Annotated in this window: 23 protein-coding genes and 1 pseudogene; 8 read left to right on the top strand and 16 right to left on the bottom strand. The window is 49.5% G+C overall.

The window, feature by feature from the left end; translation table 11 throughout:
* Window positions 1–223: 223 nt before the first annotated feature.
* From ABF463_RS00370 to nadA, 3 genes are all read right to left on the bottom strand, one after another.
* Window positions 224–1111, bottom strand: a complete 888-nt coding sequence (locus tag ABF463_RS00370) for an NAD(P)-dependent oxidoreductase (protein WP_415531545.1) — start codon at window positions 1109–1111, stop codon at window positions 224–226.
* Between the two features lie 117 nt (window positions 1112–1228).
* A complete protein-coding gene (mnmA, locus tag ABF463_RS00365; protein WP_415531544.1) occupies window positions 1229–2341 on the bottom strand; it encodes a tRNA 2-thiouridine(34) synthase MnmA in 1113 nt (370 codons plus the stop codon).
* The gene (gene nadA, locus ABF463_RS00360; RefSeq protein WP_415531543.1) at window positions 2338–3237 is read right to left on the bottom strand and encodes a quinolinate synthase NadA; all 900 of its coding nucleotides are present in this window, start codon (window positions 3235–3237) and stop codon (window positions 2338–2340) included. Before nadA ends, mnmA begins: the two co-directional genes overlap by 4 nt.
* 349 nt (window positions 3238–3586) lie before the next feature.
* Between nadA and ABF463_RS00355 the strand changes: the two genes are divergently transcribed.
* The 6 genes and pseudogenes from ABF463_RS00355 to ABF463_RS00330 form a co-directional block, all read left to right on the top strand.
* Entirely contained in the window at window positions 3587–4420 is an 834-nt protein-coding gene (locus ABF463_RS00355) for an undecaprenyl-diphosphate phosphatase (RefSeq protein ID WP_415531542.1), read from the top strand.
* A 493-nt stretch (window positions 4421–4913) separates the two neighbouring features.
* Window positions 4914–5648, top strand: a complete 735-nt coding sequence (locus ABF463_RS00350) for a LytR/AlgR family response regulator transcription factor (protein WP_415531541.1) — start codon at window positions 4914–4916, stop codon at window positions 5646–5648.
* A 295-nt stretch (window positions 5649–5943) separates the two neighbouring features.
* Complete coding sequence (gene clpB / locus ABF463_RS00345; protein WP_415531540.1) at window positions 5944–8571, top strand: ATP-dependent chaperone ClpB; 2628 nt, start codon at window positions 5944–5946, stop codon at window positions 8569–8571.
* 353 nt (window positions 8572–8924) lie between these two features.
* Entirely contained in the window at window positions 8925–9128 is a 204-nt protein-coding gene (locus ABF463_RS00340; RefSeq protein WP_415531539.1) for a spore coat associated protein CotJA, read from the top strand.
* The gene (locus tag ABF463_RS00335) at window positions 9125–9388 is read left to right on the top strand and encodes a spore coat protein CotJB (protein WP_415531538.1); all 264 of its coding nucleotides are present in this window, start codon (window positions 9125–9127) and stop codon (window positions 9386–9388) included. The genes ABF463_RS00340 and ABF463_RS00335 overlap by 4 nt, the downstream gene beginning before the upstream one ends.
* Window positions 9389–9392: 4 nt before the next feature.
* A pseudogene (locus tag ABF463_RS00330) lies at window positions 9393–9491 on the top strand (manganese catalase family protein); the annotation flags it as partial.
* A 232-nt stretch (window positions 9492–9723) separates the two neighbouring features.
* On the opposite strand, the gene ABF463_RS00325 reads toward ABF463_RS00330, so the two are convergent.
* The 7 genes from ABF463_RS00325 to lexA form a co-directional block, all read right to left on the bottom strand.
* On the bottom strand, window positions 9724–9879 hold the full coding sequence (locus ABF463_RS00325; protein WP_415531537.1) for a hypothetical protein: 156 nt from the start codon (window positions 9877–9879) through the stop codon (window positions 9724–9726).
* Between the two features lie 121 nt (window positions 9880–10000).
* Window positions 10001–10177, bottom strand: coding sequence for a hypothetical protein (locus ABF463_RS00320; protein ID WP_415531536.1), 177 nt, complete (start codon window positions 10175–10177; stop codon window positions 10001–10003).
* Window positions 10178–10248: 71 nt separating this feature from the next.
* Window positions 10249–10491, bottom strand: coding sequence for a hypothetical protein (locus tag ABF463_RS00315; RefSeq protein ID WP_415531535.1), 243 nt, complete (start codon window positions 10489–10491; stop codon window positions 10249–10251).
* Window positions 10492–10496: 5 nt separating this feature from the next.
* The gene (locus ABF463_RS00310) at window positions 10497–11453 is read right to left on the bottom strand and encodes a DNA polymerase Y family protein (RefSeq protein WP_415531534.1); all 957 of its coding nucleotides are present in this window, start codon (window positions 11451–11453) and stop codon (window positions 10497–10499) included.
* A 71-nt stretch (window positions 11454–11524) separates the two neighbouring features.
* On the bottom strand, window positions 11525–13345 hold the full coding sequence (locus ABF463_RS00305) for a reverse transcriptase domain-containing protein (protein ID WP_415531533.1): 1821 nt from the start codon (window positions 13343–13345) through the stop codon (window positions 11525–11527).
* Window positions 13346–13907: 562 nt separating this feature from the next.
* Entirely contained in the window at window positions 13908–14243 is a 336-nt protein-coding gene (locus ABF463_RS00300; RefSeq protein ID WP_415531532.1) for a DNA polymerase Y family protein, read from the bottom strand.
* Between the two features lie 14 nt (window positions 14244–14257).
* Window positions 14258–14845: a transcriptional repressor LexA gene (lexA, locus tag ABF463_RS00295; RefSeq protein ID WP_415531531.1), complete on the bottom strand. Its 588-nt coding sequence runs from the start codon at window positions 14843–14845 to the stop codon at window positions 14258–14260.
* 133 nt (window positions 14846–14978) lie between these two features.
* Here lexA and ABF463_RS00290 point away from each other — a divergent pair, with 133 nt between their 5' ends.
* Both ABF463_RS00290 and ABF463_RS00285 read left to right on the top strand, forming a co-directional pair.
* Entirely contained in the window at window positions 14979–15782 is an 804-nt protein-coding gene (locus ABF463_RS00290; protein ID WP_415531530.1) for a Ku protein, read from the top strand.
* Between the two features lie 4 nt (window positions 15783–15786).
* On the top strand, window positions 15787–16713 hold the full coding sequence (locus ABF463_RS00285; RefSeq protein WP_415531529.1) for a DNA ligase: 927 nt from the start codon (window positions 15787–15789) through the stop codon (window positions 16711–16713).
* Window positions 16714–16766: 53 nt separating this feature from the next.
* On the opposite strand, the gene ABF463_RS00280 is transcribed toward ABF463_RS00285, so the two are convergent.
* The 6 genes from ABF463_RS00280 to mobL all read right to left on the bottom strand — a co-directional run bounded on the left by ABF463_RS00280 (window position 16767) and on the right by mobL (window position 26875).
* Window positions 16767–17867, bottom strand: coding sequence for a hypothetical protein (locus tag ABF463_RS00280; protein WP_415531528.1), 1101 nt, complete (start codon window positions 17865–17867; stop codon window positions 16767–16769).
* A gap of 102 nt (window positions 17868–17969) precedes the next feature.
* Window positions 17970–18563, bottom strand: coding sequence for a phospholipase D family protein (locus ABF463_RS00275; protein WP_415531527.1), 594 nt, complete (start codon window positions 18561–18563; stop codon window positions 17970–17972).
* Window positions 18564–18570: 7 nt separating this feature from the next.
* Window positions 18571–20703 (bottom strand): VirD4-like conjugal transfer protein, CD1115 family, encoded by a 2133-nt coding sequence (locus ABF463_RS00270; protein ID WP_415531526.1) that lies wholly within the window; start codon window positions 20701–20703, stop codon window positions 18571–18573.
* A 2-nt stretch (window positions 20704–20705) separates the two neighbouring features.
* Window positions 20706–21128 (bottom strand): ankyrin repeat domain-containing protein, encoded by a 423-nt coding sequence (locus ABF463_RS00265; protein WP_415531576.1) that lies wholly within the window; start codon window positions 21126–21128, stop codon window positions 20706–20708.
* 389 nt (window positions 21129–21517) lie between these two features.
* Window positions 21518–21865 (bottom strand): TnpV protein, encoded by a 348-nt coding sequence (locus ABF463_RS00260; protein ID WP_415531525.1) that lies wholly within the window; start codon window positions 21863–21865, stop codon window positions 21518–21520.
* 777 nt (window positions 21866–22642) lie between these two features.
* On the bottom strand, window positions 22643–26875 hold the full coding sequence (gene mobL, locus ABF463_RS00255; protein WP_415531524.1) for a relaxase MobL: 4233 nt from the start codon (window positions 26873–26875) through the stop codon (window positions 22643–22645).
* Window positions 26876–26880: the final 5 nt, after the last annotated feature.

Below are 26880 nucleotides of genomic sequence, written 5' to 3'. Positions count from 1 at the left end.
TTTCTCCCTGCTTTGTAATCAAATTTGTGAGATTGCACAGCAAACGCGCAAATATATCCGACGTAGTCGTGCCTGATTCCACTTTCATTACAATCATTTGAACGTAATTTTCCAATAGTTCGAATGCGCGGCAGATGTGTACAAGTATACGCTGTCCATTATCCAAATATGTATGTTTTGCAAATCTGGACAGGATTTTTTCAAATTGCAAATATCCCGCCGCTCAAGGTTGGTATAACCGGAACAACGCCTGTGTTCCCTCGTCGTCTAGCCCTTTGGCAGACAGTTTTTCATACAGCGATTTAGACAAGGCAAGCGCAGGCGTATGGAGATTCATTGCCTCGGCCTCCTCAAGCGCAATGCGCATATCCTTGAGAAAATGTTTGATGTAGAATCCGGGACTGTAATCTCCCTTTAAAATGCGGGGCGCATAGGCTGAAAGCTGCCAGCTTGCAGCCCCACCACCGCCAATGGAGCGCAAAACAGTTTCCGGATCGAGTCCTGCCCGTTTGGCATATGCAAGGGACTCGCAGACTCCCATAATGTTGGCCGCGATGGCAATCTGATTACACATCTTGGTGTGCTGGCCAGCACCCGCATCGCCCTGCCGCACAATGGTTTTCCCCATCGCTTTAAAAACAGGCAGCATGGTATCGTATACGGCTTGATCGCCGCCGACCATGATGCTCAAAGTGCCGTCGCGCGCGCCGACATCCCCGCCGGAAACCGGCGCGTCCAGCGCATTCAGCCCATGGGTTTTTGCCGTCTCATAAATCCGCTTGGCAAGCGAAGGCTTCGAGGTGGTCATGTCGATGACGGTGCTGCCTTTGCACGCGTTTTCCAGAATGCCCGTGGGCTCCAGATACACCTGCTCCACATCGCTGGGATAACCGACCATGGTGATGATGATATCCGTATTTCGGGCAAGCGCTGCTGGATTTTCCCGCCAAATGGCGCCTTGCGCAATCAAAGCCGCACATTTCGATTTTGTGCGGTTGTAAATGCTGAGGGGATAGCCGGCGTTCAACAAACGTGCGGCCATGCTGCCGCCCATCACGCCCAAGCCAATCCAGCCGATCCGGGGCTTTTGTACGGGTTCAGTGTTGGACACGTTGCAGGACTCCTTCCGTCGCAAAGTGAAAGCACCCGCTTTTTGTGTAGTTTTGGTATTGCGACCATTATAACACGTCTGTCTGATTTTTTCCAGTTCTGCCAGCGGAACGCCGGTTTATGCTTGCAGAAGATTCCGTTCCATCGCCTGTTCGATCATGCCCCCGCCCAGTACGGCGTCACCGTCATAAAAGACGGCCGCCTGCCCCGGTGTGACCGCGCGCTGCGGAGCGTCAAATTCCACACGCAGAGTGCCGCCCGGCTGTGTGTAAACCGTGGCGGGTACGGCGGGCGCATTGTAACGGATTTTCACCTCTACACGCGCGGCGTCCATGAGTGTGTTCGGCAGCAAACGGTTGAGGCCGCCCACCAGTGCGCCGTTGGCAAAAAGCATGTTGTTTTCCCCCACATGTACTTCCGCGCGTTCGGCATTGATGGAGAGTACATATAGTTTTTTATCGGAAAAAGAACCAAGCCCCTTATGCTGCCCGACAGTAAAGCGATAGACGCCGTCGTGCTGTCCGAGTATGTGCCCCGATTCATCCACAATGTTGCCAGGGCGAAGCAGATCGGCGCAGTTTTCACGCAAAAACCCCGCATATCCGCCTCGTCCGATAAAACAAAGGTCTTGGCTGTCCGCTTTTTGAAACGTAGGCAGTCCAAATTCTTTAGCAAGCGCGCGAATCTGCGGCTTTTCATAACCGCCGCAAGGGAACAGAATACGTCCCAACTGCATCTGTGTGAGCATATAGAGGACATACGTCTGGTCCTTGTGGGCGTCGGCGGCGCGAGTTAGGCGGAAAAACTCACCATCTCGTTGGATACGGGCATAATGCCCGGTGGCAATGTAATCCGCACAGAACTCATCTGCCTTGCGCAGCATGGCGGCAAACTTGACGTGTGCATTACAGGCGATGCACGGGTTTGGCGTGCGTCCATGCAGATATTCTGCGGTGAAATAGTCGATGACGCTGCGTTTAAAATCAGCCTGTGTGTTTAGAACATAATGCGGGATGCCCAGTACATTGCATACCGCGCGCGCGTCGTCCACATCGGTGACGGAGCAGCAGCTGCGCGCGCAAGGCGTTTCCTCTTCCGGCCAGACATTGAGCGTGATACCAATGACACTGGCTCCCTGTCGCTGAAGCAGCGCGGCGGTGACAGAACTGTCTACCCCTCCGCTCATGGCGGCAAGCACGGTTTTCCCAGCAAGTGGGAGAGCGGGATTCATGCGTTCAACATCCTTTCGAGACAGGTGCGGGCACGCAGACGGATGGATTCCTCCACCTCGACCTGCGTTTTGTTTTCCGCCAGTGCGCGGTGAACGCTCTGCAAAGTAGTCAGCTTCATGTTGGTACAGATGAGTCGGGGGGTCAGAAGGTAGAATTCTTTTGTGGGATTGTCCTTTTTTAACTTGTGCAGCACGCCCATCTCAGTGCCGATGAGGAAGCGTTTGGCATCGCTCCTGGTGCAAAAATCAATAATTTCACTGGTGCTTCCCGCGAAATCAGAAGCCGCCACAATTTCCGGTGAACATTCAGGATGGACAGCCACCGGTGCGTCGGGGTAAAGTGCCCGCGCGGCGTTCAGTTCGTCCATGGTCACACGGGCATGGGTGACACAGCAGCCGTTGAACAGCGTGAACTGCTTTTCGGGCACCTGTGCGGCTACATAACTTCCCAAGTTCTGGTCGGGTACAAAGATGACTTCCCTTTCCTTCAAACTGCGCACAATGCGCACTGCATTGGAGGAGGTACAGCAAATGTCACACTCCGCTTTTACTTCCACTGATGAGTTGATGTAACAGACTACCGCCGCGCCGGGGTGTTCCGCCTTGAGTCTGCGTACATCCTCCGGCGTGATGGAGTCGGCCATGGGGCAGCCCGCGTGCGCCTCGGGCAGCAGCACGGTTTTATCCGGGGAAAGAATTTTTGCACTTTCAGCCATGAACCGTACACCGCAGAACACAATGGTTTTTGCCTCGGACTGCGCGCAGATTTTGCTCAAATAGAACGAATCACCGACGTAATCGGCGATGTCCTGCACCTCGTCGACCTGATAGTTGTGTGCTACAATAACGGCGCCCCGTTCGGCTTTGAGACGCTTGATTTCCTGAGTCAGTTCCATATATCCAATTCCCTTTGTTTTGGTCCCTGCGCGGAAACCGGCATTCCTGACAGAAACCGGTATACGCAGTACAGAATCTTCATAATAAAGAAAACGATGTCTACGCAGTTATTATACCATGAAATTCGCTTTTTTCAATTCTGAAATGCAGGATGGGTGGATGAAATGGCACATCTGAAAAAACAGAACCGAAAAATGTCTGTCATGGCTCACTTTCCATAAAAATGCCCGTCCTTGCCGTGCAAACATTGCTAATGTATAAAATACCCGGTATAATAAAAGCCGACAAACTCGCGCGCGGATTTCCGCGGCGCGTCATCGCTGCAATCATTGCGAAGGGACTGTTTGAATGGATAACCTGCTTCTGTTGCTCAAGGCGGTGATCCTCGGCATTGTCGAGGGCATCACGGAATTTTTGCCCGTTTCCTCTACCGGCCATATGATTTTGGTTGGTGCTTTTTTGGGAACAGACAAAGGCGCTTACGCACAATTTTTCAAATTGTTTGAGATTTCTATCCAGTTTGGTGCGATTCTCGCAGTCGTGGTGCTGTACCGCAGACGAATCGTGGATGTGTTCCGCCATCTGGGGCGTGGGCAGTACGGATTGCGGTTGACTCTTGGAATCATTGCCGCGCTGGTGCCAACGGTGATCGTGGCAAAACTGCTTTACAAAAAGATTGGCGACTTGTTGATGATTCCACTCCCGGTCGCGCTGTCGCTGGTAGTCGGCGGTATCGCGCTCATCTACTGTGAGCGGGCTTTCAGTAAGAATCGGAAAATCAAACGGATGGAAGATGTTGGAGTCAAAGAAGGATTCGTTATTGGCCTTTTCCAATGTATTTCGTTTCTGTGGCCGGGCTTTTCACGCTCCGCTTCCACTATCATCGGTGGTTGGGTCATTGGCCTGACCACTGTTGCGGCGGCGGATTTTACATTCTTCCTTGCCATTCCTACCATGTTTGGCGCGACAGCATATTCTTTACTTGATGCAAAAATGCAGTTAACCGGCATTGAAATAGCCGCGCTGATCGTGGGATTTGTTGTGGCGTTTCTTGTGGCGTTGATTGTGGTTAAAAAGTTTATCGGATTCTTGAAACATAAGCCTCTCCGCGTGTTCGGCTATTACCGCATCATTGTGGGTGTGCTCATGCTGCTTTGTGTGGCGGTGGGTATTCTGCATTAAGCGTTTCGGTTAAAACGGTTTACATAAAAAACAGCCGAAGACCAGCAAAATTTTGCTGGTCTTCGGCTGTTTTTTACGGAGATTTTGCTGTACGGGAGGGATGCGGCGTGCGCCCACAAACCTGATGGCAGGCGGCATACAGGTACTGTTTTGCATTTTTAAGTCGAATTGTGTGGGTTTTGAGCCAACCCCCCTTTTTTACACAAGAGTAAATGATAGAATATATCATGGAATTTCCAATATTTATGACATTCTATAACCAACAAAATCTATTGACTTTACACGAAAAAGCCGGTATATTTAATAGAAATGTTACTTAATTGAAACTATTTTGTAACTAATACATTGCATGACAATCTTGTAACTTTGGCTGCCTGCATTAGGCAGCTATTTTTGACGGAAACAAAATAACTGCTGTGCAAAATGTTCCGGGGGTATCGGAGCAGCCAGCTGTATGGACGTAATGAAACTATCATGCGAATGAGGCGATAAAATGATCAATATCCTGCTGGCGGCGGCATCGAAAACAGAGCGGGAAACCATTCGGGCGCTCTTTTTAGAAATTCCGATGCAGGTAAAAGTGTATGAGGCGCAAAGTGAAGACGAGGCGCTGCAAGTTGCACGAACAGTGATGCTCTCACTGCTCGTGATTGACACAGAGTTGAAGGATGGTTCAGGACTGCATTGCGCCGCGGAGATCCGAAAGCTGCCACCGTATCAATTGACGTGGCTGATTGTTATCAGCCAATATGCGGATGCTATGCTTGATGCGTTTCGGCAGCTGCATTGTTACGAATTTCTCATCAAGCCATATGATGCGAACTTGTTGAAAAAAACCGGTTATCTGTTATTGAGCAAGGAAAGTACGCAGATGCCAAACAGACCGTTCCGCCTGTTTCACAACGGGCACGACAATTTCAAAGTATATGTGGACGAAATCATTTTTCTGGAAATCAATGCACGGGCGTGTACCATCCATACGGCCAAGCGCAACTACCTGCTCAGCCGGATGCCGCTCAAAGATGTGCTTCGATGCATTAACAGCCCGGATGTGATTCAAACCCATAAGTCATATGCCGCCAATATACGGCATATCCGCAAAATTGAGCGGTACTCCCTTACTTCATGGAACATTTATTTTGACCAATATGAAGAGATTGCGCTGTTAGGAAACAAATACAAAGAAAAAGTACTCCGGCTATTTGAAAATCGTGAGCAGGCAGAATAAGTTCTGTACAGATCGCCTACAACAGGATTAGATTTTGCAGCGTCCGGCGTTTTGTCGGACGCTGCTTTTTCATCTCTAAAAAATGTGATGCGGACAGCATGTATGTATGGGCAAAAATAGGCGAAAATGAAAGAGGAATCATGCAAATAGACGAGCACTTTTTTGCCAATGCGGTTTTTGAGCAAATCCGGCGATAAACCGGATAAACTAACTTTGACTTTCTTTGACCAATCTGCTATACTGGTTTCAAAGAAAAAAACAGGTGCCGTTTGCACCATGTGTAGGAGGAATGGATATGACAATGGAAGAATTCACCGTCAAGGCACAGGAAGCGATTTCCACGTCGCAGGAACTGGCTATCCGGCTGGGCAATCAGCAGGTGGACGGCGAACATCTGCACACCTCTCTGGTACAGCAAAAAGACGGTCTGATTCCCAAATTGTTGGGGTATATGAGCGTTCCGCTCGAACAATACCGCAAGGAGCTGGATGACCAGTTGGCAAAATTGCCGCGTGTGTCCGGCAGCGGCGCAGAGCAGACCTATCTGACCCGCCGGTACAGCACGTTGCTTTTACACGCACAAGATGAGTCCAAAAAATTCAAGGACGAATATACCGGTGTGGAGCATATCTTTATCGCATTACTTAAAGAAAAAGGGACACCGTCAGAAACGGTATTCCGCCATTTCGGCGTCACGCTGGAAAAATTTATGGAGGCACTGCAAAAAGTCCGCAGTAACCAGCGCATTGAATCGCAGGACCCCGAATCCACCTATGATTCCCTGAAAAAATATGGACGCGATTTGGTGGAGATGGCTAAGTCCGGTAAACTGGACCCGGTCATCGGGCGGGATGCGGAAATACGCCGTGCCATCCGCATCCTCTCCCGCCGTACCAAAAACAACCCGGTGCTGATTGGTGAGCCGGGCGTGGGCAAGACGGCAGTGGTCGAAGGGCTGGCACAGCGTATCCTAAAAGGCGACGTGCCGGAGGGACTGCGCGATAAGACGATTTTTGCGCTGGATCTCGGGGCGTTGATTGCGGGCGCGAAATTCCGTGGCGAGTTTGAGGAACGGCTGAAAGCCGTGCTGAAAGACGTAGAGAAATCCGATGGGCGTATCATCCTGTTCATCGACGAAATCCACACCATTGTAGGCGCGGGAAAGGCCGATGGCGCAATGGATGCGGGCAACCTGCTCAAACCAATGCTGGCGCGCGGAGAATTGCATTGTATCGGCGCGACCACCATGGACGAATATCACAAATACATTGAAAAAGATGCCGCGCTGGAACGGCGCTTTCAGCCGATTGTGGTCGATCAGCCATCAGTGGAGGATACCATTTCCATTCTGCGTGGACTAAAAGAAAAATTTGAAATCCACCATGGCGTACGCATCACCGACGGCGCACTGATTGCCTGCGCGGAGCTTTCCAGCAGGTATATCAGTGATCGGTTCTTGCCAGACAAGGCCATTGACCTGATGGATGAAGCCGCCGCCATGATCCGCACCGAAATTGACAGTATGCCAACCGAACTGGATGAACTTTCCCGGCGGATTATGCAGCTGGAAATTGAGCGGCAGGCACTGAAAAAAGAGGAGGATGCCGCCTCGCAGACACGGCTGGTCACGCTCGAAAAAGAGCTGGCCGTTCTCAAAGAAAAGGGCGACCGGATGAAAGCCCAATGGGAAATGGAGAAAAAGGATATTGGGCGTGAAAAAGAGCTGAAACAACAGATTGAGGGCGTGAAACGGGAAATTGAGGAAGCCGAACGGCGCTACGACCTTGAAAAATTGGCAGTTCTGAAAAACGGCAAACTACCCGAATTGCAAAAATCGTTGGAAGAAGAAAAGAAACGCGTTGAGGCATCTGGCGACCATCTGCTCAAAGAAGAAGTAACTGAGGAGGAAATTGCTGAAATCGTTGGCAAGTGGACGGGCATCCCGGTTACCAGACTGGTGGAAAACGAGCGGCAGAAACTCCTGCATCTGGGCGATACCCTGCACCATCGGGTAATCGGGCAGGAACAAGCCGTAGAGGCCGTATGTGACGCGGTCATCCGTGCGCGTTCGGGTCTGAAAGACCCCACCAAACCAATCGGTTCCTTCCTGTTTCTTGGCCCTACCGGCGTGGGCAAGACCGAGCTGGCCAAAGCATTATCTGAAGCACTGTTCGACAGTGAAAACAATGTGGTACGCATCGACATGTCGGAATATATGGAGAAATTCTCGGTCGCTCGGCTGATTGGGGCGCCTCCGGGCTATGTGGGCTATGAGGAAGGCGGACAGTTGACCGAAGCCGTGCGCCGCAAACCCTATTGCGTCATCTTATTTGACGAGATTGAAAAGGCGCATCCCGATGTGTTCAACATTCTGCTCCAGCTGCTGGATGACGGCCGCTTGACCGATAGCCAGGGGCGCACGGTAGACTTTAAAAACACCGTGGTCATCATGACATCCAACCTTGGCAGCCAATATTTGCTTGAAGGCATCGGACCGGACGGCGGCATCGCGCCCGAAGCGGAAGCTGCGGTGCAGAAAGAACTGCATTTGCATTTTAAACCGGAGTTTCTGAACCGCATTGACGAGACGGTTCTGTTTAAACCGTTGAGTGAGGCGGAAATTGTGCGCATTATTGATCTGGCATTGAGTGCCATCCAGAAGCGCATGGACGACCACCGCTGGACACTTGAAGTGACCGACGAAGCTAAAAAATATATGGCGGAGCAGTCGTATACACCTGCTTATGGTGCAAGACCGGTTAAGCGGTTTATGCAGAAATATGTAGAGACCGCCGTGGGCAAAAAGATCATCGCAGGCAATGTGCTGGACGGCGATATTATCCATATCGGCCTGCAAGATGGTAAGCTGGATATTTCGGTAGAGCATCCCGCTCCTGCACCGGATGAAAATCCGGACATGTAAATGGTGAAAAACACAATCAATGCCCCAATATAAGTTGAACATCTGTTCAACGCAAAATAAACGCCGCTGCGGTTCTGGACCGTATGCGGCGTTTCTGTGGTGGTGTGCATATCCTTTGGGTTAAAATCAAATCCTGATTTTCAAATCTTTTTATATTGGCAGCGGCCCGTGTACAGAAAGGATGTTTAGGTAAAAAAGGACAGACACCATTTTGATAATTCAATGGATTTATTATCGGCAGATCACCGCAAATTACATTCTACAATCATTTCTAGGATGGTGTTGTGGTTCACCTTCTGCACGGACAGGGCATATGCTGTTGGTGTAGCCTATTTTGAAAGGAGTAAACCACTGTGACAGATGATGCTTCGCGCGGAACCGGACGGCCACGTCCAGGCGACCCGCTTTTTCCGCCCGGAACCCCTTTGGCCATGGCCTATGTGCCGATGCAAAAACTGGAAAATGTTTATGAGCCGGGATATGCGCTCAAACGCGGCACGTTATATCCGGAACTGGATAAACCGTGGCAACCGGAGTTGGGGAGGCGTGCGAAATGAATGAGCAGATGACGTTGCTACAAAACATTGCCGCAATCGACTTTGCCATGCAGGAACTGCGCTTGTTTTTGGATACCCATCCCACAGATACAACTGGTATCGCGCTGTTTAATAAATACCAGCAAAAACATAGTGCGCTGGTGACGGAATACACTCGCTCGTATGGTCCGCTTGATTGGAACACACCAAACACCGGCAACACGTGGCAATGGGTAAAGAACCCATGGCCATGGGAAGCTATGGCAAATCCGGAGGTTTAAGTTTATGTGGAATTATCAGAAACGTTTACAATATCCGATTAAAATCAAGCAAACCAATCCCCAGCTGGCCAAAGTTATCATCAGCCAATATGGAGGGCCTGACCCCGTTTGATATAATGGCTTCCCTATGCCAAACCTTTACATCTTGACGAAATTGTATTTTTGTGATTCAGTATGATAGAAGGCAAAGAAGTGCTGCAATCGGCTTAAATTAAGGAATATGGCTTTTTTTAAATTTACCATAGATCTTTTTGTATGGCAACATATGTTTGTACAGGATTTATAAAAATAAGCCCACACAGACAGATTATCTGTGTGAGCTACAACCACCTTTGTTATTTTTTTATGCCATTTTCCAGCACAAGCGAAACTCGTGCACGCTCCAGACCTCTCTCTACGGCGTCCTCGATCTCTTGGTAGTCCTCGGCGGAGTATCCGGCCAAGGAGACAATAAGGGCTTCCAATTTTGTGATAGATTGTACTGTGTTCATAAGGAACTCCTTTCAAACTCTGTGTTTGACAAGGTAGCCCCATCTGATATAATTATAGAGATAGGGGCTTTCCCTGTCGGTGTGTGAAGCAGTCCGGTACTTTCGACGGGTACGGGCTGCTTCATTTTTGCTTCTGGGCTTTTTGATACATTTCTTCAATTCCTTGCCGGATTACTTCCGCTTTGGTAAGACCCAACACCTTACAGCAGCGCTCCAGTTTTTGAACATCACCTTCCGATAAACGTATCCTTGTACTTAAAGTTTTTGGGTTTTCTGTTGGCCGTCCTGTTCGTGGCATTAAAGTCCTCCTCTATTTTGTGGATACGTATATTATATATTATGTGGATACATATGTCAATATTATAATTGCTAAGGCAAAATTCCTTCCATAAACCATCGTCCTCCATCTTCCAACCACATAAATTTTTCTTTGCCGTAAATTCGAACTTTGTACCTCCAACCAACACCGCCGACTTTTGTTGATGCAGCCCTGCATCGATCAATTACTCGGTCAATTTCATACGATGTCCCGTCTTCCCATTGGAAAGATCGCGGCAGAACCATGCCGTTTGTAAAATGGTCGGCATTAACTTTCACGTATACCTTTCTCATAGCCATCACCTGCCAAAGTAGCCTACCGGGTGTACATCGTGAGTAAGCGGGTCAGACTCGCCGGTAATGTCTGCACGAAGGATAGACGCGCGCTTTACTGCATCGCACCCGAACCGTTCACGCAGCCGATCAACACAGCTTTCAATTTTTTCCCACTGTTCCTGTTTCTTCGCATCTGCAAAGAAATTGATTTGCAGGCCGCTTTCCATGCTGATCAGATCGCAGGCCCGCACTCCCAGCGCGCGCAAGGGGCGCGTAAACTTATATTTCGTTTGAAACAGCATCGTGGCGGCATCGACGAGAGGCATCACCGTGCAGGCTGGTTGTATCAGATGCATCTGGTACTCACACCAGTTCAAAAGGTCATCCCGTATGCTGATCTGAACGGTTTTGCTCCTAAAACCATTTTCTCGTAGGCGTCTTGCTACACTTTCTGATAGATTCAAAAATACTTGGCGTATTTCATCCGGGGTTTCTATATCCCTATGGGTAGTCATGCTGTTTCCTATACTCTTGATTATGTTTCGGCGGTCATATAATGCAACGGGTGTGGTGTCCAGCCCGTTCGCAAACGCATACAGATATCCACCCCATTTTCCAAATCGACGTTTCAGGAGTGAAAGCGGAGCCGTTGCAAGGTCGCCTATGGTGTTGATCCCGTACCCATGTAGTTTCTTAGTGGTAGCCGGGCCGACATAGAGGAGATCACTCGCGGGAAGCGGCCAGACTTTTTCTTTGAAGTTCTGGCGGGCAAACACTGTGGTGGCATCAGGCTTTTTGTAATCGGATCCCAGCTTTGCAAAAACCTTGTTCCATGACACTCCCACAGATGCCGTGATACCCAGCTCTTTGCGGATAAGCCGCCTTAATTCGTCCGCTACATGCTTGCCATCTCCAAACAGATCTTCCGTGCCTGTAAGATCCAGGTAGGCTAAGCACCCGACGCCTTGCCATGTTGCCATGGCAGGTTTCCGTGTACTCGCCCCCAAACCGTACGTACACCTCTCAATGTATACGGCTCTCCATCTATGCATCAGCTTTGAATCCTGTCGTAGCAGTCGTGGCAGACCGCAAGTGTTTTTCGGCGCATTCGAGTCATAAGCGCCTCCCACTCGAGGTTTTCCCTTAATTCGCTTAATTTCTTCACCTGATAGACTTTCAAGGTGTCATCCCGTTTTCCGCACAATTCGCATTTGCCTTTTAGAATACGAACAATTAGTTCTTTGGGGTGGAAATTGTACACGGAAACAGGCTTGGGAGAAATGTCTATTTGATTATCTCGGCTCAGTTTCTTTTTCTTGAAACCGTCATGATAAAATGGAATTTGCTTTTCTGTACCGGTGGATGTTACATATGGAACAGAGAATATCCCGTCTCTCCAATAGCGAAGTTTTGCTTTGACCATCGGGCACCGGTACTTACAGGCAAATGTTTTGTACATGCTGTATTCCATCACATAGCGGTATTTTGAAAGAACCGAGACATTGCACGCCAGCGCGTAATAGTTATACAATCCACGGATTTCAGCGTTGAACGTTCCCACGATTTCTACCGGCGCTCGATTTACGAAACTGCTCCTTGCCACCGGCATCCAGCGTTCTTTGCCGGTTTCATCCTTTTGTATCCACAAGATGTTCTTTTCCAGCAGGTTTTTGACCCATTTTTCTTTGGGAACATAAAGTTTTATGATGCCTGCGGTTCGCCGATATCTTGCTCCGTTTCTTCTGATGAATTCCGACGATGGCTTTGTCGTGGTGACGTCATAGCCAAGAAATCTTGCCTTTCCCGTGGTGTGTGTGATTAATGTCTTTTCCAGAGACAGTTCCAGCTTCAGATGTTCCGAAAGAAACGTTTTAATGTTCTCTTTAATTCTTTCCGCATCCATTTTACTTCCGATAACACCAATAAGGAAATCATCTGCGTAACGGCAATACGTTATCCTGCGATAGGATTCATCCATGGGATTCATAGAGGGAAGCGCTGCCCATGCCTGACGTTTTGCTTCCAGCTTTGCCTGCGCATAGGAGCGATCTTCCTCCGATAACGTATTCCATTTCTTCTCGACCGACTTTTTGAATTCGTACCATCGTGCTTTTCTTCTGGAGTATTCGAGGTTGTCTGCCCGTTTTTGACCTGTGTCGAAATGCTGTTTGTATTCCTGCATATACACGTCCAGTTCGTTCATGTATATATTGGCCAGTATTGGGCTGATGATGGAGCCTTGGGCGGCGCCAGAGTATGTCTCGTGGTATCGCCAGTTTTCCATATAACCTGCACGGAGAAATTTCCATATCAGGGCTATGAAGTGCTCATCCCGGATTTTCCTGCGAAGGATTTGGATTAACACATGCTGGTCGATATTGTCAAAACACCCCTTGATGTCGCCTTCTACAAACCATTTGATTCCCGTGTAAGTGCGCTGAATCTGGTCGAGCGCTGTGTGACAGCTTCTGCCCGGCCGGAACCCATGGGAGCATTTTGAAAATGTAGGCTCGTAGATGCCCTCCAGAATCATTTTGACGACTTCTTGAATCAGTTTGTCGTCCGCCGATGGAATGCCAAGCGGCCTGACTTTTCCGTTTGCTTTCGGAATGTATTGCCGATGAACTGGGTTTGGTCGGTAGCTGTGGTCTTTGAGCATTTTGATAATATGGTAAATACGTTCCATGCCCATGCCGTCCAACGTTTGCCCGTCGATGCCTCTGGTCATACTTCCACTGTTGTTGTAGATGTTCTGGTATGCAATCAGGTAAAAGTTGGGATTATACAAGTTCCTGTATAATCTCTCAAATAGGTAGCCTTTGACTGCGGTTTTGGTTTGTAAGCTGTTTAACACCTCAACCGGACTTCTCAATGCCTCACGCATCCTTCCTGTTATCGGTATCAAGCATAGACTGTCCCCCTTCGCCATGTACCGTGCTTTCCACGGCTCCGACTACTATTGGAACTCCGTTGCCATGTCGAATATTCAGGGACTTTTCCCATAGCACAGAAGTGCGTTTCGATTTAGGCAATCCCCGTTTAGCACAGGAACAGACACTGCACCCACGTTGTCGGATATGACGTTCGCCGTTTTACCGCTTATGGCGGCGACCGGTCAGGGACACATGTGAGTAACTTTGTGGCTTAAGTCCCCACCCTTGACCGCATAGCGTTTCAATCAACTTTCGCTATGGTTGACGATAGAACTCCTCCGGCTATCATTCAAGCAGTTTAGCTTTTATCCTCGTACGCGATTTTCATCTCAGTCGCTCAGTCGCTTCCTGTTGATTGGAAGACTTGCGCCTTTTCCAGCGTGCTGTTGTCGCCATTGGGTTTCCCCATCCGGTTAAGCTGGACGGTGATAAGCAACTGTGTCTCGCTTAGCGCCTTGCAATCAGCGCGTTCTGTTCCTGCCCACGTTCCGTTTTCGGAACTTACGGGCGCACCCAGCACTCATCTAACCCAAACGGCTCTATACGGTCGGTAAACCGCTTGTAAATATCATGCGCCAGATTAGAAAAGTGGATATACCGATCATAGTGTGCTGGGACGACGACAAGCCCAGGGCACTTTTTTCTTGCTTCCCAAAGACCCTCTCCGGTCTTAACGCCGTAACGCTTGGCCAGCGGGTTTTTCGTCAAAACGATACCATGACGTTGCAATTCATCCCCACCGACAACCACTGGCTTATTACGGATAGACGGGTCATACAGGCATTCCACGTTGGCGTAGTAGTGATTCATGTCTATATGCAATATAGTGCGTTCCATAGCACATTTCCACCTCAATAATACCGCTGGATGGCGACCACATGGCCCAGAATTTCCACATGGTCAACGATGATTGGTTTCATGGTGGTATTCTCCGGCTGAAGCCTGAAATGGCCGTCTTCGTTGTAAAAGGTTTTGACGGTGGCTTCGCCGTCGATCATGGCTGCAACGATCTGCCCATTCTCGGCGTCCGGACGCTGCTCCACGATCACAATGTCCCCATTTTTGATTCCTGCCTCGATCATCGAATCGCCTCTAACGCGCAGGGCAAACATTGTTTTATCACGGCCGGGGGTCTTTGGCAGATAGGCCACGTAGCCGTCCAGCTCCTGGATAGCCTCGATGGGGACGCCGGCGGCAATCGTACCCAGCACCGGTACCATCTGCACTTCGGTGGAAACTGTCGCACCCGCAGGCAGATATTTTCCTCCGACATTGATAAGCAGCCCGTCCTCCGCGAGCTGCCAAATTTGTCTTTGGACAGCCGAACGTGAGGACATCCCGACCGCTTGTGCAACCTGTGCCAATGACGGCGCATATCCGTTGTTTCGATAAAATTCATTGATATAGTAATAAATTTCTTCTTTGTGATTGCGCGGCATCTTATTTCACCTCCATGGAGGTACAATGTACCCTGCTTACATTATAGGCACTGCACATCAATTTGTAAACAGGTAATTATTCCCCGACATAGACAAGCGAATTTTAACAGATACTAAGCGTGAGGTGATTTTTATGCCCGTTGCGCATAAGTCTGTAATATCGTTTGGACTGGTGGCCATCCCTGTTGCTATGTATACGGCCACACAAGACAACGACATACACTTTAACCAATTGCACAAAGAAGATAACTCCCGCATCCGATATAAAAAAGTGTGTGCTCACTGCGGCAAAGAACTAACCACGGCCGATATCGTCAAAGGATATGAGTATGACAAAGACAAATTTGTAGTTGTGTCCGATGATGAAGTGGAAAAAATCAAATCTGACAAAGAAAAATCCATCCAAATCTTGCACTTTGCGCAACTCAATCAGATATCGCCGGTCTATTACGAAAAGACTTATCAGACCGTGCCGGAACCTGGCGGGGAAAAGGCGTTTGAACTACTTCGTCAGGCACTGATGGAGCAGCAGAAAATTGCAATTGGAAAGACGGTTTTTGGCACCAAAGACACACTCATGGCAATCATACCGCGCGATGACGGCATGTTAATCGCCATGATGTATTATGAGGACGACATTAAAGCGCTGCCCAAAGGTTATGATAGACCGCAGGTAGCCTCACAAGAGTTGGAAATGGCAAAAACTCTTATCAACTCAATGGACACGCCATTTAACCCGGCTGAATATAAAGATGAGTATCAAGGTAAATTGCGCCAGCTGATTGAAACGAAGATTGCCGGTAAAGAGGTGGTGGTCCCGCAGACCGAGCAGCAGGGTAATGTTATCAATCTTATGGACGCATTAAAAGCCAGTGTGGATCAGCAAAACGCAGGGAAAGGTACCGGGCGCAAAACCTCCCGTAAAAAAGGCGCATAGCAAAATGGATATCTTCGATCAGAAAAGCATTCATCCCATGCTTATTGCCGAGCAACAGAAGCCATTTGACAGTCCAGACTATATTTACGAGCTGAAACTGGACGGGGAACGTGTGCTTGTATATCTGGACAAAGACTCCACTGTATTGCAAAATAAACGTGGTATTATTTTAAATACGCGGTATCCGGAACTCTGTGAGCTGCATAAGGCCGCAAAAGTAAAATGTATCCTCGATGGTGAGTTGATCGTGATGGTCGATGGGAAGCCAAAATTTTCAGAGATTCAGCGCCGATCGCTCCTATCCAACCGAATGCGGATTGAACTGGCGTCAAAGCAGCACCCGGCCAGCTTTACCGCTTACGATGTCCTCTATTGCAAAAATGAACCGGTCATGGATAGACCTCTCATGGAGCGAAAAAGACTACTTCAAACGGCTTTTCGCGAAAACGGAACGCTGGCACTTTCTCGTTTTATTGCGGGGAAAGGTATCGCACTTTATGATCTTGCGGCAAAGCAAGGGCTGGAAGGTGTTGTCGCCAAGCGCAAGGACAGCTTATATTACCCCGGCAAGCGCACGAAGGATTGGATCAAATTCAAAAATCTTTTGGATGAGGATTTCGTAGTATGCGGATACGTTGAGAAGTCCGCCAATGTGGTCAGCGTCATCCTGGGTCAGTATAACCAGGTAGGCAAGCTGATTGACAAAGGACACGTTACGCTCGGGGTATCGCGGGAGGATTTTGCAAGAATAGCGAGCCTGCCACACTCAAATGCATACTTTGTTTCAAAATCGAACGAAAACGCAGTTTGGGTGGATATTAAACTGGTCTGCACTGTAAAGTACATGGAGAAAACCCCAAGCGGAGGGCTGAGACAGCCGGTATTTAAGGGGCTAAGGGATGATAAAGTGCCGGAAGAATGTATAGAATAGCTTATAAAAGCCCTGCTCAATATATTTATGATAAACGGGAACCGGTTCCCGTTTTAGTTACTCCCATCCAATAGCCTTTGCATCGAAAAATCTATGTAGTCCTGCATATCGTAAGTCGGTGCATGGGCCTCCCCGCCGCTGCCCTGCCGGGCCATTTTGTCAAACCCGGCACTTTGGGCAGCGTTGAGTATTGCCCGCTGCACGTACAGTTCCGGCAAGGGGATGTCTCCTTTTTGCCTCTGCCGGTAAACACGGTCAAGCAGAGAATCCAGCGTCTGCGGCGTCAGTGCGCCGAAGGCCTCCCGGATAGTCTTAGGCGATATCTGCTCTTTGCCGATACGTCTGGTGTGCCACAGGTCGGTCATGAGGGCCTTTAGCCGCTGCACGGCCTCTTGGTGCCGCAGCTGCTCAAACCCAATCCCGGTAAAAAAAGAATCCAATTCGCCCGATTCATCCTCCGTCATGGTCTCTGTTTCTAAACCGGATGTGGGGGGGCACGAAGGGGAAGATATCTCTGGAGTAGTCTCTGTCGTAATCTTTGTTATAGTCTCTGCTATTGTTGCGACACCGTGACGCTCCGAAGCGTCAATTTGTCTTTTCGTCGCGCCAATCTGTCTACCCGAACCGCCAATTTGTCCTTTCGTTTTGACAATTTGTCTGCTGGGCAAGTCGGCTAATTCGTTTACGCTGTCTTCCGAGCTGGACATCTGTGCCTGTGCAGGGAAAAATTTTGCATACCCTTCCAGTGCGTAACCGGCCTCATCCAGTGCTACCATTACTGCAATAAAATTCACGCGATATTGGTATTTATGGTCGTAACGGTCTTTAGGGTTCCGGCGACGCAAGAGGAATTTCTTGGTGACCAGACTTTCCAATTTCCGATTTATGGTACGGGTACTGTCCTGACTCATAATTTCATCCTTTAGCTGATCCGCAGACTTGTATATCCAGCCATGAAGGAGTAGGCTCTCAGCAGTATCGTTTTCTCTTGTTTGTTTCACATTTTCAAAAATGAACTGATCAAAATCCCTGACCTTTTCGCTCCAATATATCAATTGATTCAAAATTACAGATTCCATCATATCTCCCGTGATTACTATGTATTCTTCTTTGATGACAGCCCTTTTTAAGTGGCGTGGTTCAAAATTTGGCATGTTACACTCTCCTACATATTACCATAAAATTATGACTTTTAACCTATGGATAAAAAAAGGGAGGCGGTTTCCCGCCTCCCCAAGTGAAAGAATAAACAAATTTTAACCGTTCCAGTTCTGGAAGTCCGTAGTGTCGTTCCACATGCGATTGAATTGCGCTTCGTACTGCTGCGAGATTGATACGTTGTTGAGGATCACCAGATTTTCGTCGTTTTCGGACTGCGCGCTTTTGGTATAGTTAAAGCTGCCTGACGTCGTTACGCTGTCATCGATGATGGACACTTTCCAGTGCATAATGCCTGAATGGCTATTGACTTTGACCGGGATACCAGCAGCCTTCACGATATTCAGCACTTTTTTCTGCGAGCTACTGCCGGCGCTATCTCGATCAGAAATTAGACGCACGGTCACACCGCGCTTTTTTGCCGCGGCGATGGAATCAGCAATCTTGGCATCGGTAAAACTGTAAATGGCCACATCCAGCGTTTTCTTGGCGGTGCCCAACTCGCTGATCAGCTGGCCCTCCGCGTCTTGACCGGCACGCGGAAAGTATACGGATATGTCGCCGCCTTCGGCCGAAGCAAAGGAAACTGGCGTGGATGAGACAAACGTGGGTGCATTCGATATATTGCTGCATCCGGCCAGCAGGCCGACAGGCAGTGCTACAGCGGCCAACAGAGCGATTGCCTTTTTCATAACATTTTTACTCCTTTGAATCAGAAAGATTATCGACATAGACTTCAAGTAATTCGGCCTGTTCCATATTCAGTTGACCGGATTCTTGATACTTTGAAATTATAGTATATAAAGCGTTTACGTTACGCTTCTCGACGGCATGTCCGAATTTCCCGTGCGTCAGAATATCGATGTTATTCAAGACGCTCTGAAGCTTGGAATCAATGCTGATTACCTTATGGCCGCCATTGGCATCGGCTGCGGCCGGCGGCACATTGTCATCACTGGGTAAAGGAGTAGCGTCTTCTTTGGGTGCTGTGACGGGTTTAAACGGATAAAGGAGATCCCGCAGCGGGGCTTTGTTCTCTGGCAGAGTAATCTGCTCAATTGGTGTGATCGGGAGCTTATACGCATAAAACGGCGTGATTTGTGAAAATATCGGATAGCAACGCTGCCGGACGACGACCATGTCACCAAAGGGCATACGGGGAAGTTCTTCCGGCATTTTCAAGGGACGGGATTTATAATGGCTCATGCGGTGCTGATCGACCAGGTCGCCGGTTTCTGAATTATATGTTTTGTATTCCTTGGTGCCGTTGCCAAGCAGTTGCGACACGTATTTGTTGGTGTTGACATCCATACTGTTAAGGTATACCCAGTTGCCGCAGTTGCCCTGAATGGCCATGGCATTGAGGCGGCCATATCGCTCCTCCAACTGAGACAGGGACTGCACATAGAGGTCAAACATCATATTGTGACCGAGGGCTGTTGTAATCTTTGTACTAAATCCTGTTATCTGCGGCATATTGCCAAATTCATTGCAGATGTTTCGCACACGCCGTTTCAAACGCTTTCCAGGGCATCTACGGGCGATTTCCACCAGTTCGGAGTATGCCTGTGCCATCATAAGCGCTGCCAAAGGATAGCGCGTCGTGCGCCCTTCAGGTACGATGATAAACAGAGCATGAGGTTTATCCGGATTTGCAAGTTCTGCAAAGTCCACATCGTTTCCACTGGTCAGGCGGGCAATACCGGTGTCGGCAAAAATATCAAGATTTGTGGCCAGAGTTGAGAAAATAGAAGAACGCATCTCACCATCAGCAAAGTTACTGGGTGCATACGCGAGCTTTGCGGGGTGGCCAACCGGTAATTGAGCAAATAGATTGTCCAAAGCGTTCACTTTCTGTTTACCAATACGAATCGTCGCGCTGCCATATTCCAGGAAAAAATTGAGGACACTGTACATGTTGACGAGTTCCAGTTGGCCACGCTTGTAACCGTCTTCGAGCATATAGATGATGATAGCGGTGAGCAGAGCCCGGGCACTGTTTGGCCAGACCGGATCGGACTGTGGATTGTCTGTAAGGATCTGTGCCAGTTCTTTGACCAGTTCAATTGATCCCGAATAGTCCTCGTCTCCGCTTTTTGCCTCTTCCAGATATTTTTTCTTGATAGTGAAAAGGAGATCGCGTTTCGAACTGCGTTTAGGATCGGCCAAATTGACAACATCCACAGCATAGCCATTGCTATGTAAAAACATATAACAGTTTTCAAGATCCTCACCCTTTAAATCGAACACCAGAAAGGATTCCTGATTGTGGCTCTGGCTGGCCAAACGGATGGTGTTCAGAATGATAAGCATGTCTTTACCGCTGCGGGTCGTGCCGATGATGAGTGTATTGACCGCCTGCTTGTCCACAAAATAAAAAAATTCGCTCTCTGCCAACAATATCCCCGCGACTTTGGCGTGGGCTATGCCACTTTTAGGTACCGGTTGAAGATAACGCTTGATTTCTTTATTTGTTGCCCAGCGCTGGCTTCCTTCCAGATCCGGTTCCTGTCCCGGCAGTCTGCGTAAAATATGGTCGCTCACCCTCCAGACCAGTTTCCTCCCTCGCAGCATGACAAGCAAAGTTGCAAATAGCCACGGGAGATACCATGGAAAACGTGGAACCGGGGCAAACAAGTAGCTGGATTTGAACGAAAACATTGGAGAAACGTTAGTATTTGATTTGACGGCTCTGATGACCGCCGGCAGCGAACCAATTAGAAGAACAATGTAGTGAAGCGCAACGTTGATCAACATTGCTGTAAGGCACATCAGAAAGCAGGTTATGCCCAAAGCGATTAAGGCAAAATACAGCTTGGATTTTTTGTTCAAGATTATCGCCTCCTGCTGGATCTGGGGCTCATCCCGCGCCCCAGGCCGTTTTGCTTGTTTACGGTATATTCATCCAGCATGGACTTGATTGCTTTAGATGCGGAGATGTCCTGTATAAAGCGCTTACCATCGCTGAGTTCCGGGTCGGCGCCAGCTTTGAGCAGCTGCCTTGTCATCTTTGCGTCACCGCGTTCCACTGCCCGGAACAGCGGGGTCTTGCGATTCTCATTGATAGCGTCCACATACGCACCCTTTTTGAGCAGGGCTGCCACGCTTTTATCGGCGCCATGCTCAACAGCGTAATGCAGCGGAGTGGCGCCGGCAATTAGTTTATTGGCGTCCTCCTTATGGCCAATGAGCATCCGGGACACTTTTTCACCATCATTGGTTTGCACCGCATCCAAAAGTGCATGTGAAAGATCCATTTCGCGGCCGACATCGGTCAAAGGTGCCGCAAATTTCAGTTTTAGATCATGAAGTTCTTCTGGAGAGAGGCTTGTATACGAGCCATCCGGATTTGTATGGACAAAGACGATGGGGCCTGCCGTCAATTCTCCGGATACCACGCGATTAAATGCGTCGTAGCCATCATAATTGGGTGGTTTGCAAATACAGGAAACTCCGGTTTTATACCCAATTTCCATATAAGGGCCGCCGACCGCTTTATGCAGGCTATCTGCGCTCAAGCCCATTTGCTTTTCTGCCGGCGGCTGCTCCGGCAAACAAAGCAGCACTGTTGCCAGCTCTTCTTCCATTACGATTTCCGGCATGAAAATGGAGCCATCTTTCGACGGCTCCGAAGTGTTGGACGCGGTCAGCTCAAACTCTGAACCATCTCCCGGATAATCTGCTCTTCCGCCTGATTCCGGATTTCCCGCATCCGTTGCTCGCGAAGATCCAAATCCTCCGGAAGCTGCTCTTTTGACATCAGATCCTCTATCATCTGCGGCAGTTTCTGATTGGCTGTTTCCTCTGCCCGGTGCATCTTGCCCATCAGCTCGCCTTCGACCAGCAGCATCGTAAAGTTCCACTTGTTCTCCAGCTTCAGCTGTTTGAAGATTTTCTTCCCGAGATTCCCCAGCGGACAGTCGTCCCTCGGATCGTTCGAGATTTGAATTTCTGGAGATAGAAAACGCCCGTGTTTGGTATAATTCAGTTTCATAGATCAAATTCTCCTTTGCATCTGCATCAAGCCGTTGTACGTAGTGTTCAACTCGTGTCAGCACTGCGCGTGCCATATCGGTGGAGACCACGCCAAATAGTGTGGCGGAATACACATCGTTAAAATCACGGATGTATCGAAATTTCCCGGTTGCGGGAAGGCTGTGCGTGGGAAAGCCACAACGGTTTCCAACCAGGTAACGGATATTGCGTTCTAGCATGGGGCGAAAGGATTTCTGTAGAACCGCTACTTTTTCGGGATTATACTCACGATCCCGTAGCGCTCTGAGAAAAGAATCTTCGGCAAAGGCACCGTAATTCTGTACATTCTTTGCAATCATGTCCCGGAGATAGCGTTCAACCGAGTCGGCCGGCTCGGATCGATGCCGGTTGATGGCACTCAAATAGCTGCGTTGTGTGTCTTCATCCAGCCGCCAGCGTTCGGGAACCGGTTCCCCGTTCGTTTGCTTTACATCGAAAAATTTTGCCGCATGGATCTCATCACCGCTTGTTGTATCAAAGGCAAAGAGTTCTTTTGAATTATCAAGAACATCCCGCCCCATTGCCTTCCATTGTTCTTCAGTGGCCAACAACGTGACCTTTGGGCTCTGGCCATAGAGCAGCACCATGTTCTCAAACGACATCGGATAGACCTGATCGCAAAACTTTAAAAACCGTTTCCAGCGATCGGGGTAGGATGTGATGTGCCTCAAGGTATCCTTGTAGATATAGTGTAGCTGTTTTTTTCGGTTCATACAATCCCTCGATTCATTTTCGTTTACAGGCTCCTGCCTTTTTCCTGACTCCGTTCAAGAGATTGTGTCTTTTCTCTTTCCAGTTCCATTTCACGGTCAAATTCACGCTTTAGCTGGGCGACGCGGCGGTTGTAGTCATTTGTGAGCCTTCGTACCGCGGACAATGCTTTTGCCGGTATGATGCTGGCCTGCCGCTGTGCTTGATGGCGGCTTTTCGGTCGGTTGATATAATCAATTGCCTTTTTCGCGTACTCATTGCCCTGGGCGGCGGATTTGCGGAACCACTCAAGCGCCCGCCCCTGTTTTCCTTCCGACAGATTGTGTCGGCCTAAAGCATACTGCGCGAACGGGTTGTTCTGCGTAGCGGAAGCCTCAAGGAATTCAAGTCCCTTCGGCACGTCCTTTGGCACCTCCTTTCCATCAAGATAAAACACACCGAGAGAATACTGTGCATACTGGTTCCCCTGCGCTGCGGAGGCATCCAGATGCCCCACTGCCTTGCCAACATCCTTTGGAAGATCCTCGCCGGTGAGGTACAGGCGGCCAAGCGCATATTGCGCGAATTGGTTCCCCTGTGCTGCGGAGGCATCCAGATACCCTACGGCTTTGCCGACATCTTTTGGAAGATCCTCGCCGGTGAGGTACAGGCGGCCAAGCGCGTATTGTGCATACTGGTTGCCCTGTGCTGCGGAGGCATCCAGGTAGCCTACGGCCTTGCCAACGTCTTTTGAAAAATCCTCGCCGGTGAGGTACAGACGGCCGAGGGCGTATTGGGCGGATTCGTGCCCCTTGCCGGCAGCCAAATCCAAATAAGCGACTGCCGCTTTTACGTTTTTTTGGCATCCCTCGCCGACAAGCAACATCATACCGAGCCGATATTCTATTGCTGGAACTGGTTCTTCTTTTTCCCCCTTCCGGTATGCCTCAAATGCTTTTTGGAAGTACCTCTGGGCGGCCTGTTCGTCTTTTTCGGTGCCAATACCGTCCCGACTCATTTGTCCCGTGGTATAGGCTGCATGGGGATGATCGTTGTCGGCGGCAGATTTGATAAGCCGGAACGCCTGCTTTTCATCTTTTGCAACGACATCGCCCTTCAGATACATTTTCCCGAGCATGTACTGTGCGGAGGGGTGCTCCTTGCCGGCAGCCAAATCCAAATAAGCGACTGCCTGTGCAGAATTTTGATTGCAGCCTTCTCCGGACAGCAGCATGGTGGCCAGCCGATATTCCAGATTAGCATCCGGTGTTTCATTTTCCGCCGCAGTGAAACTTTGGAACGCCACGGTAAAATATTTGTCGGCCTGCTCCGTGCTATTTTCGGTGCCTATACCGTCCCGGTACATCTTTGCGGCGGTATAGGCGGCATAAGGGTTGGTATCAGCAATGGATCTAAAGCAGATCAGCGCGGCTTTGTGGTTTTGCTTGATGACCTTGCCATCCGCCAACAATTTGCCGAGAGTGTATCTCGCATATGGGTTTTGCTGGACAGCGGATTTTTTCAGCCACATGATGGCCTGCTTTACCTTCGCAGTGTCTTGGCTGGTCAAATAGATTCGCGCAAGTGCGTATTGTGCGTTTGGATTTTTGAGTTTTGCGGACTTTTCATAGTACCGGACGGCGGCAACCATATCCTTTGACGTGCCGGTACCTGTCTCCAGCATTTTGCCAAGCCGGTATTGGATTTTATCATCCGGGTTGGCTTTTTCAATCGCGGCAAAACCGGCGAATGCCTGTTCAAAGCAGTGCTCGCTTTCGGCAACGTCCGGAACCGTTCCAATCCCATCATGATACATTTTACCGAGTTCATACGCGGCAAAGGCGTTGTCTTTTTCGGCTGAGGCACCGTAAAGCTCAAATGCCCGCGCGAAATCCTGCTCCACACCCTGGCCACGGTAGTACATCCCGCCGAGAGAGTACTGTGCAAACTGGTTGCCCTGATCGGCAGATTTTTCAAACCATTCGGCGGCAATCACGTCGTTAGGTTCTGTGCCCTGCCCGAAACGATACATTTTACCGATGCGATACTGTATGTAGGCATCATGGCCGATCTCCTCGACCGCCAGTAGAGCAGCAAGACCATCGGCATAATATTTCATGGCCATGTCTGGATCGGGATCAATGCCGAGGCCCCGATCATAAATTCTGCCAACGTCGCACATGGCAAACGCATTGCCTTTTGCTGCTTCTTCTTTGAGCAGTTCAAGCGCGGCGGAAAAATCCTGTTCAACTTTTTTTGATCCATATAGGTAAGCTCTCGCGGCCTTGTATTCGTCTGTCCAAAAGATATTTGCGCCCTGTTTGAGATAATCTGCCGCCTTTTTGGCATCGGCTGGCGTGCCGATACCGTCACGGTACATCTTACCAAGCATATACGTTGCCGGCCGATCACCAAGTTCGGCAGCGCGCCGCATATAGGTAAAAGCTGTTTCATTGTCACCGGCGGACAGGTAGGACTGGCCGAGTGTACTTGCTGCTTTACCGTGGCCTTTATCCGCAGCCATTTCCAGACATCGAATGCCTTCATCAAAATTTGAGATTGTCGAGTTGATAAGCTTTTGTCCGAGCAGATACATAGACTGTGTATGGCCGAGGTATGCTGCTTCGCGAAGATAGTCCTGATATTTTTGGTCGTCTTGTGGGACACCGTTGCCTTTTTCATACATCATGGCTACACGGTAGTTGGCGTAAGCATTGCCGTCCTCAGCTTGCTCCAAGAAGCCCTGAAAGGCTTTATAAAAATACTCGTCTGCGTGAAATCCATTTTGCTCTGTGCCAATGCCGTCGCGAAACAATTCTGCCAGTTTGCATTGTGCAGCCGGGTTGCCGCGGTCAGCCGAATCTTTGATGATTTTAAAAGCGAGCGCGGGATCTTTCTCAACACCTCGGCCTTTTAAAGCGCGCATTCCAAGATCGTATTGCGCTTTGGCGTCACCGTGTTCCGCGCGGGTTAAGAGTCGGTCAATATCGTCGAGAATTTCTGCCGGTGGATCTGGAGCATAACCCAAGTCGGGCGGCCCGTCAGGTTCAGGCGGCATGTCCATTTCATCCGGCAAAGGTGGATTTTCCGGCATTTCTCTTTTTCCCCCTTCTGGTCGGCCTGCCTGCCCGGTTTTGCCCCCTGGCGGGGAAGGGCGGGCGTGAGTTATAAGATCCGCTTCCTCATCCACAAGGGGCGGCGATGAGGCTGGTAAATCATCCGTTTCCCTTTTTCCCCCTTCTGGTCCGCCGGGCAGGCCGTTTTCGCGCCCTTCTTCAAGGGCCATATCGCGTTTCAGTTCTTTGGCTTCCGCAAGCAGCTGGTTCCCCGCCCGGGCGTAGAAGTCGGCCAGTTTGTTGTCCACCATATCCTGCGATCGGTCACTATGTTTCCCATGGCCATATACATCCAGCACGTCCTGCCGGTACTCTTCTAACAGCCCCATCGCGTCGGCGTATTTTGCGGCCAGTTCCGGGTTACTGCGGATGATAGTATCGACGCATTGGTTGATTTTAGACCGATAGAGAGCCATGCTGGGGCGGTTATACTGCCAGGAACAATCGGCGGGGAGCAGACGCGCCAGGGCGGTCAGCTCATTACCGGCCTCCAATGCCGCAGTGCCGATTTCATGGGGCAGCTCCTTATGCAGGTAATCCGATAGTTGTATGATTTTTTCGTCCCCCATAAGCATGTTGGCCACGCGGGATTTCATTTTGTCAATAGCCTTTTCCGGCAGCATGTCACGAAGAGATTTAGTCTTTTCAATTTCCGCAATGGCGATATGAACATGAATGTTATCCGTGTTGGTGTGGATAGCGCCTGTCCATATGGCATTGCGCTCGTCAAGGTGGCTGTTGGCGATGAGATCGGACACTGCAAGGCGGGTCATATTCTTGATGTCGTGCAAGCCATCTACGGACGAAAAGTCAACGCCATGGGCGCGGAGGTAATCGTTGTCGAAGGAAATAACCGTCTGGTACAAGCAGGAGTCAGCAGCCTGCGCCGCGTTGAACATTTCGGAATAGTCGCGTTTGTCCCGATCCTCAAGCAGATCCATATTTGCATCAAAGAGGCCGTCTGTTTTTTCGTTGTTACCCATATATCCGCCGACATCACGCAGAGGATTGCTGTCATGATAAAGCGTATCGTCCAGATGTTTTTCCTCGTCGAACGCTTCTGGTCTGCCCATATAACCGACAGCATAATCACTATATGAACCCTTGGCGTTTTTTGCTTGGACAAAACGATGGACGGTAACGACACCGGGGGTATCTCTCATCTTGT

Origin of the sequence: Ethanoligenens sp., assembly GCF_047718355.1 — a bacterium.
Lineage (GTDB): Bacteria > Bacillota > Clostridia > Oscillospirales > Ethanoligenentaceae > Ethanoligenens.
Note: the sequence above shows the minus strand (reverse complement) of the source record. Positions and strands in the feature narration are given on the sequence as shown.

Excerpts from the sequence above, each read along its gene's own strand:
- ABF463_RS00335 (WP_415531538.1), top strand. The coding sequence starts at position 9,125 with ATGAATGAGCAGATGACGTTGCTACAAAACATTGCCGCAATCGACTTT.
- mobL (WP_415531524.1), bottom strand. The coding sequence starts at position 26,875 with ATGAGAGATACCCCCGGTGTCGTTACCGTCCATCGTTTTGTCCAAGCA.
- nadA (WP_415531543.1), bottom strand. The coding sequence starts at position 3,237 with ATGGAACTGACTCAGGAAATCAAGCGTCTCAAAGCCGAACGGGGCGCC.
- ABF463_RS00350 (WP_415531541.1), top strand. The coding sequence starts at position 4,914 with ATGATCAATATCCTGCTGGCGGCGGCATCGAAAACAGAGCGGGAAACC.
- ABF463_RS00285 (WP_415531529.1), top strand. The coding sequence starts at position 15,787 with ATGGATATCTTCGATCAGAAAAGCATTCATCCCATGCTTATTGCCGAG.
- clpB (WP_415531540.1), top strand. The coding sequence starts at position 5,944 with ATGACAATGGAAGAATTCACCGTCAAGGCACAGGAAGCGATTTCCACG.
- ABF463_RS00325 (WP_415531537.1), bottom strand. The coding sequence starts at position 9,879 with ATGAACACAGTACAATCTATCACAAAATTGGAAGCCCTTATTGTCTCC.
- ABF463_RS00280 (WP_415531528.1), bottom strand. The coding sequence starts at position 17,867 with ATGCCAAATTTTGAACCACGCCACTTAAAAAGGGCTGTCATCAAAGAA.
- ABF463_RS00355 (WP_415531542.1), top strand. The coding sequence starts at position 3,587 with ATGGATAACCTGCTTCTGTTGCTCAAGGCGGTGATCCTCGGCATTGTC.
- mnmA (WP_415531544.1), bottom strand. The coding sequence starts at position 2,341 with ATGAATCCCGCTCTCCCACTTGCTGGGAAAACCGTGCTTGCCGCCATG.
- lexA (WP_415531531.1), bottom strand. The coding sequence starts at position 14,845 with ATGCCGCGCAATCACAAAGAAGAAATTTATTACTATATCAATGAATTT.
- ABF463_RS00265 (WP_415531576.1), bottom strand. The coding sequence starts at position 21,128 with ATGGATCTTTCACATGCACTTTTGGATGCGGTGCAAACCAATGATGGT.
- ABF463_RS00315 (WP_415531535.1), bottom strand. The coding sequence starts at position 10,491 with ATGAGAAAGGTATACGTGAAAGTTAATGCCGACCATTTTACAAACGGC.
- ABF463_RS00320 (WP_415531536.1), bottom strand. The coding sequence starts at position 10,177 with ATGCCACGAACAGGACGGCCAACAGAAAACCCAAAAACTTTAAGTACA.
- ABF463_RS00290 (WP_415531530.1), top strand. The coding sequence starts at position 14,979 with ATGCCCGTTGCGCATAAGTCTGTAATATCGTTTGGACTGGTGGCCATC.
- ABF463_RS00260 (WP_415531525.1), bottom strand. The coding sequence starts at position 21,865 with ATGAAACTGAATTATACCAAACACGGGCGTTTTCTATCTCCAGAAATT.
- ABF463_RS00310 (WP_415531534.1), bottom strand. The coding sequence starts at position 11,453 with ATGGCAACATGGCAAGGCGTCGGGTGCTTAGCCTACCTGGATCTTACA.
- ABF463_RS00300 (WP_415531532.1), bottom strand. The coding sequence starts at position 14,243 with ATGGAACGCACTATATTGCATATAGACATGAATCACTACTACGCCAAC.
- ABF463_RS00275 (WP_415531527.1), bottom strand. The coding sequence starts at position 18,563 with ATGAAAAAGGCAATCGCTCTGTTGGCCGCTGTAGCACTGCCTGTCGGC.